The following is a 5037-nucleotide window of genomic DNA, read 5'->3' as shown; positions in this document are numbered from 1 at the left end:
GCAGCCATCGTCGACGTTGAAACCTATGCCCTCGAAAACAGCTTTCACCTGCTGGCTTCGACCTTGCCACAGTACGGCGCGGACGCCCGCTTTGCAGTGATCGATGTGGGCGCCGGCCATACCACCCTGTATGTGCTGCAGGAAGGGCGCACGATCTACACCCGTGAACACGCCTTCGGCGGTGACATGCTCACCAATGCCATCGCTGATGCCTATGGCATCACCCGCGCCGATGCGGAACTGGCCAAGCGAACCGGCGGGCAGAATGACGAATACAGTACTGATCTGATCACGCATTACCGCAACACGATCGCTGAGCAGATCGGCCAGACGCTGCAATTCTTCTTTTCATCGAGCCACCACAGTACGGTCGAGCATGTGATCCTCACTGGCGGCGGATCGCTGGTCCCCGGTTTGCCACGGGCCGTAGGCGCTACCTTGCAGATTCCTACGGTTCTCGGCAACCCGTTTGAAGCCATGACCGCTCCGGCCCGTGTACGACACCGTGATCTGCAAGCGCAGGCTCCACTGTATGCCACGGCCTGCGGCCTCGCCCTCCGGAGTTTTGATCGATGACCAGCATCAATCTCCTGCCTTGGCGCGAAGAACGACGCCAGCGACGCCAGCGCCAGTTCGTTGCATCCATTGTTGCAGCGGTGTTACTGGGGGCTGTTTCAGTCGTCGGGGCGCATCTGCTGGTTGCCGAACAGATTCAGGGGCAGCAGACCCGCAACCAGTTTCTTCGCTCGGAAATCGCCCGCTTGAATCGAATCGCGGAAGAAATGAAGAAACTGGATGAGACCAAAGCGCGCCTGCTGGCCAGGCTGGACATCATTCAGAACCTCCAGACCAGCCGCCCGACAATGGTGCGGATTTTTGACACACTCGCACGAATTGCTCCCGACACCCTGTATCTGTCCAGCTTAAGAACAGAAGGCAACAACATCACCCTGAATGGCACAGCGCTATCGAATTATGTGGTTTCCGATTTCCTGCGCCGACTGGTGGAAACGCCGTTGTTCGGTGAACCAGTACTGCGCCAGATCGACAATCGCGACATCGCAGGTGTCCGGGTCAGCATATTTGACCTTGCCGTACCAAGAAAGAGCCAGCCCCCTGCAGAAACTACAGCGAAATCTCCGGCCAGGAGCCAGAAATGAATCTGGACCAGTTGCGCAATCTGGAACTGGACATCAATCGTGGTGGCGACTGGCCACTGGCAGCCAGGATCGTGCTGCTGGTCCTGACGCTCAGCATGGTGGTTGGCGCCGGCTGGTATCTGGATACAGCCGACCAGATTGCCATACTGGACTCCGAACGCGGCAAGGAACAGCAGTTGCGGCAGGAGTTCATCAACAAGCAGCGTGTGGTCGCCAACATCGATGCCTATCGGGCTCAGATCAAGGAACTTGAACAGATGTTGAGCGACATGCTGAAGCAACTGCCCACCAAAACCGAAATGCCGAACCTGCTGGAAGACATTTCCAATCAGGGCAGGGCCAATGGACTGGTTTTCTCACAATTCCGGCCGCTGGATGAAGTTTCGCGCGGCTTCTACGCGGCCAAACCCATTCAGATCAAAGCACAGGCCAGCTATCATCAGTTCGGCGCATTCATCGGCAGCGTCGCTGCGCTGCCACGCATTGTCACGCTTGAAAACGTCACGATGAATGGCGCCACAGTCCGGGACTTCAACCGGGAATCTGCAGAACCGCTGACCATCGAGGCAACGCTGCAAACCTATCGCTATACCGAAGACGACAATGTCGCTGCGGCAGGTTCCAAGAGATGAGTCGCATCCCTGTCGTCCTTCTGTCAGCGCTGCTGATCTGCGGATGTGAACCCGCCGACAATACAGCGGACCTGCGGGATTTCGTTGCACTCACCAAGGCGTCCTCGCCCGGCAGAGCGCTCGACCCGCTGCCCCAGCCCCAGCCCTACCAACCCGTGGCCTACAGTGCCCAGGATCTGAAGTCGCCGTTCGCGATCGCCTCGATGCTCAAGGCCCAGGCAGCCCCGCCGCGGATCGACAACGGCATCCGCCCCGACCTCGACCGTCCGCGCGAGGAACTGGAAAAGTACAGCCTTGGCTCTCTGAAGATGGTCGGAACCCTTGAGCGCGACGGCAGGCTGGCGCTGATCCGGGTTCCGGATGGCACCGTCCAGACGGTCCAGGTCGGCAATTTCATCGGTACCGACTACGGCAAGATCCTGCAGATCAGCGACAACCGGATCGAGCTGCTGGAGATCGTGCCGGATAACAACGGCGGTTGGGTCGAACGGCGCAATGCGCTTACGCTGGCGGAATGATCGCTGCCGGCGGCGGACCATTCCGGGCGTGCCGGCAGGATCGGAGCACACCGGCCTCATGTTCGCGGGCCGGACAGACTGAATACATCAAGGGGGAAAAGGATCATGGCGAAGCCCGAGCCGGCGAAAACCGCCCGGACCGAGGTCTGGCGTGCCTGTCTGTTCGCCGTGGTCGCTGTCTGCACGGCCGCTGCGTTGCCGGCCGGGGCGGCGCGGGCAGCAACGGAACTGACCGCGGTCGATGCCGGCTCGCTGCCGGGTAACCGCACGCAGCTGCGTTTCACGCTGTCGCAGCCGGGTACGGCCCCCACCCACTTTTCGACCAGCGAGCCCGCCCGCATCGTGCTCGATCTGCCCGGCGCCAAGAACGGCATGAACGTGCGCCGGCAGGACATCGGCAACGGCGTCGCCGAACGCGTCAGCATCATCGAGGCCAGTGATCGCACGCGCGTGCTGGTCAACCTGTCGCGGATGGTGCCCTACAGCGTGCGCACCGAAGGCAGCGAGGTGCTGCTGACTCTTGAGCCGGCAGGATCAACCCCGGTGGCGCGCACCGAGAGCAGTCCGGCCCAGCCGGCTGGCGGCGTGCAGATGCATGCCGCCAGCCGCAGTCCGGCAGCGGCCGGTAATCGTGAAGTCAGCCGCATCGATTTCCATCGCGGCGCCGAAGGCCAGGGCCAGATCATCGTCAGTCTGGGCGATGCCTCGACCTCGGTCGACGTGCGCGAGGAAGGCGACCGCATCATCGCCGATTTCATTGGCGCGCCACTGGCCAGTTCGCAGTTGCGGCGGCTGGACGTGACCGATTTCGGTACGCCGGTCATGAGCATCGATGGAGTCAACAAGGGCCGTAACGGCAGCCTCGGCATCAAGACCAATGGCCGTTACGAACTCGTCGCCTTCCAGACCGAAGGCAAATATACGATCGAGGTACGCCCGGCCACGAGCGCCGGCAGCGGTGGCAGCGGCAGCACGATCGGTGACCAGCGCGAACGGACCTACCGCGGTGAACTGCTGTCGCTGAATTTCCAGGATATCGAAGTCCGTGCGGTGCTGCAGATCATCGCCGATTTCACGAACCTGAACGTCGTCGTCAGCGACACCGTCACCGGTCGCATCACGCTGCGCCTGAAGAACGTGCCCTGGGATCAGGCGCTGGACATCATCATGCAGACCAAGGGTCTGACCCAGCGCCAGCAGGGCAACGTAATCTATATCGCGCCGACCGCCGAGGTCACGCAGCGCGAAAAACTGGAACTCGAAGCCCGCAAGCAGCAGGTCGAACTGGCACCGCTGCGCTCGGAACTCATGCAGATCAATTACGCGAAGGCTGCCGATATCGCAAAACTGATCAAGACCCGCAGCGAAGGTGGCGGCTCTACAGCCGGACGCTCCACTGAAACCTCGCTGCTGTCGGAGCGTGGTCAGGTGGCAGTGGATGATCGCACCAACACCCTGCTGATTCAGGACCTGCCGGAGCGCATCAGTGACATACGCGCGCTGGTGACCCGCATCGACATTCCGGTGCGCCAGGTCATGATCGATTCACGGATCGTGATCGCCAACGATGACTTTTCGAAGGAGTTGGGTGTTCGCATCGGTGGAACCTCCATTACCACCAGTGGAAGCAAGAGCGCCATTCTGGGCGGCAACATCGCTGGCATCAACAACGGTCTGGCCAGTTTCACCAGCAGCGGCACATATACCACCACCCTGACCGATCGCCTCGGTTTTGATGCCGCGGTGACAGGCTCACCGGCCGGATCACTGGGACTGGCTATCCTAGGCTCACGCTTCCAACTGGATCTGGAATTGTCCGCCCTGCAGGCCGAGGGACGCGGCGAAACGCTTTCCAATCCGCGCGTGATGACGGCCGATCGCAAGGAAGCCTCGATCAAGCAGGGCCGGGAAGTGCCCTATACCGCGGTGTCGAATGTCGGTGGCGCATCGACCAATAATGTTTCCTTCAAGGAAGCCCTGCTCGAACTGACCGTGACCCCGCAGATCACGCCGGACAAGGCCATCATCATGGACATCAAGGTAACCAAGAATGAGGTCACCGGCGAAGTCGTGCAGGGCCAGCCGGTGCTGGCCAAGCGCGAGGTCAGCACGCAGGTGCTGGTGCGCAGCGGCGAGACCGTGGTGCTGGGCGGCGTCTACGAACAGATCACCTCCGAATCGGTGGACAAGATTCCGTTCCTCGGCGACATCCCCGGCATCGGCCGGCTGTTCCGGCGCAACGCATCCTCGAACACCAAGTCCGAGCTGCTGATCTTCATCACGCCGCAGATCGTCGACGGCAACGTCGTCATCCGCTGATCGCGCAGGAGGACCTCTTGCACTGCGCCGCGCGGCCCCGCTCAGGTCGCGCGGCGCAGTCCTGTCAGGACATCCGATGTACAGACCTTCCGCAAGCCTGTTCCTCGTCGGCCCGATGGGTGCCGGCAAGTCCACGATCGGCCGCCTGCTGGCCCAGAGCCTGTCGCGCCCTTTCGTCGACAGCGACAAGGAAATCGAAACCCGCACCGGCGCCAGCATTCCGCTGATCTTCGAGAAGGAAGGCGAAGCCGGCTTCCGGTTGCGCGAGCGTCAGGTGATCGAGGATCTGACGCTGCGCGAGGGCATCGTGCTCGCCACCGGCGGGGGGGCCGTTCTGGCGGCGGAAAACCGTGCCTGCCTGAGCACGCGCGGCTTCGTCGTCTATCTCGAAACCTCGGTGGACGAACA

General features: G+C 61.7%; 6 protein-coding genes. All 6 read left to right on the top strand.

Translation table 11 applies throughout. The features are described 5' to 3' along the window. Positions 1-576: type IV pilus assembly protein PilM (pilM, locus tag PKE44_RS12250; protein WP_324551566.1), on the top strand; the 576-nt coding region annotated here is incomplete at its 5' end. Continuing rightward, complete coding sequence (locus PKE44_RS12245) at positions 573-1160, top strand: PilN domain-containing protein (protein ID WP_324551563.1); 588 nt, start codon at positions 573-575, stop codon at positions 1158-1160. The genes pilM and PKE44_RS12245, both read left to right, overlap by 4 nt. Continuing rightward, positions 1157-1792: a type 4a pilus biogenesis protein PilO gene (gene pilO, locus PKE44_RS12240; RefSeq protein ID WP_324551561.1), complete on the top strand. Its 636-nt coding sequence runs from the start codon at positions 1157-1159 to the stop codon at positions 1790-1792. The genes PKE44_RS12245 and pilO overlap by 4 nt, the downstream gene beginning before the upstream one ends. Next, positions 1789-2310 carry a pilus assembly protein PilP gene (locus tag PKE44_RS12235; protein ID WP_324551560.1) on the top strand — a complete coding sequence of 174 codons (522 nt, stop codon included), beginning with the start codon at positions 1789-1791 and terminating at the stop codon, positions 2308-2310. The genes pilO and PKE44_RS12235 overlap by 4 nt, the downstream gene beginning before the upstream one ends. A 105-nt stretch (positions 2311-2415) precedes the next feature. Beyond that, on the top strand, positions 2416-4629 hold the full coding sequence (locus tag PKE44_RS12230; RefSeq protein ID WP_324551558.1) for a type IV pilus secretin PilQ: 2214 nt from the start codon (positions 2416-2418) through the stop codon (positions 4627-4629). A gap of 76 nt (positions 4630-4705) precedes the next feature. Further along, positions 4706-5037: shikimate kinase (locus PKE44_RS12225; protein ID WP_324551555.1), on the top strand; the 332-nt coding region annotated here is incomplete at its 3' end.

It is taken from the genome of Plasticicumulans sp., assembly GCF_035331805.1.
Classification (GTDB): Bacteria; Pseudomonadota; Gammaproteobacteria; order Competibacterales; family Competibacteraceae; genus Plasticicumulans.
The sequence above is the reverse complement of the archived record's forward strand: the minus strand, read 5'-3'. Positions and strand labels throughout refer to the sequence as shown.